2 protein-coding genes are annotated in these 1139 nt (G+C 65.3%); both read right to left on the bottom strand.

The genetic code is table 11. The features are described 5' to 3' along the window. Positions 1-886, bottom strand: an 886-nt coding sequence (locus NKJ32_RS35390) for an IS91 family transposase (protein ID WP_352830583.1), incomplete at its 3' end; no start/stop codon positions are given. Positions 887-896: 10 nt separating this feature from the next. Further along, a partial coding sequence (locus NKJ32_RS35395; protein ID WP_352830585.1) for a tyrosine-type recombinase/integrase occupies positions 897-1139 on the bottom strand: 243 nt, incomplete at its 5' end.

Below are 1139 nucleotides of genomic sequence, written 5' to 3' on the forward strand. Positions count from 1 at the left end.
GGTAGCGCTCGCTGCCATTGCGGCGGTAGTCCTTGACGCGGAATGTGACGCCCGCCTCGTCGAGCGCGATCAACCGGCTGTTGGAGATGGCGACGCGGTGGGTATAGCGCGACAGGTAGGCCAGCACGGCCTCGGGTCCGGCGAAGGGCGGCTTGGCGTAGACGAACCAGTTCTTCTTCTTGAGCGGTGCCAGGAATTTAGCAAAGGCGCGCTTGTCGCCGAGGCCAGCATTGTCGCCGAAGAACCTCAGCCGGCCGGCGGCATGGGCATCAGTAAGCTTGGCCAGCAAGAGCCGCCGGAACAGTCTTGAGAGCACGCGCACGGGCAGGAGGAAGCCGGGCCGGCAGGACACCCACCGCTCACCATCGAGCGCGATGCCGCCGCCGGGCACGATCATGTGGACATGCGGATGATGGGTCATCGCCGAGCCCCAGCTATGCAGCACGGCGGTGATGCCGATGCGGGCGCCGAGATGTTTTGGATCGGCGGCGATGGTGAGCATCGCTTCCGAGGCGGCGCGGAACAACAGGTCGTAGATCACCGCCTTGTTGGGATAGGCGATGTCGGCGATCTCGGCCGGCAGCGTGAAGACGACGTGGAAGTAGCCGACCGGCAAGAGATCGGCCTCGCGTGCGGCGAGCCATTCCCTTGCCGCCGCGCCTTGGCACCTTGGACAGTGTCTATTCCTGCAGCTGTTATACGCAATGCGACTGTGGCCGCAGTCCTCGCACGCCTCGACATGACCGCCAAGCGCCGCGGTGCGGCAGGTCTCGATCGCCGACATCACCTTCAGCTGGCCGAGGCTCAAGTGGCCGGCCTGGGCCGCGCGCCAGGCGGCACCATGGCGATGGAAGATGTCGGCGACCTCCAGGGACGGGCGGCGCACCGCCGCCGCGTTATCTGTCCGGTCGTATCTCGCCCTCTGTGAGCAGGCTGATCCGGTCGAGCGGACTCATCACGGTGTGGATCGTCTTGGTGGCGACATGGGCATAGAGCGCGGTCGTATCAATTTTGGCATGGCCGAGCAGAACTTGGATGACGCGAATGTCGACGTCCTGCTCCAGGAGATGTGTGGCGAAGGAATGCCTCAGGGTGTGCGGCGTTACCCGCTTTTTGATCTCGGCGGCCTCCGCCGCGGC

This window comes from Mesorhizobium sp. M0159 (genome assembly GCF_040322295.1).
Lineage (GTDB): Bacteria > Pseudomonadota > Alphaproteobacteria > Rhizobiales > Rhizobiaceae > Mesorhizobium.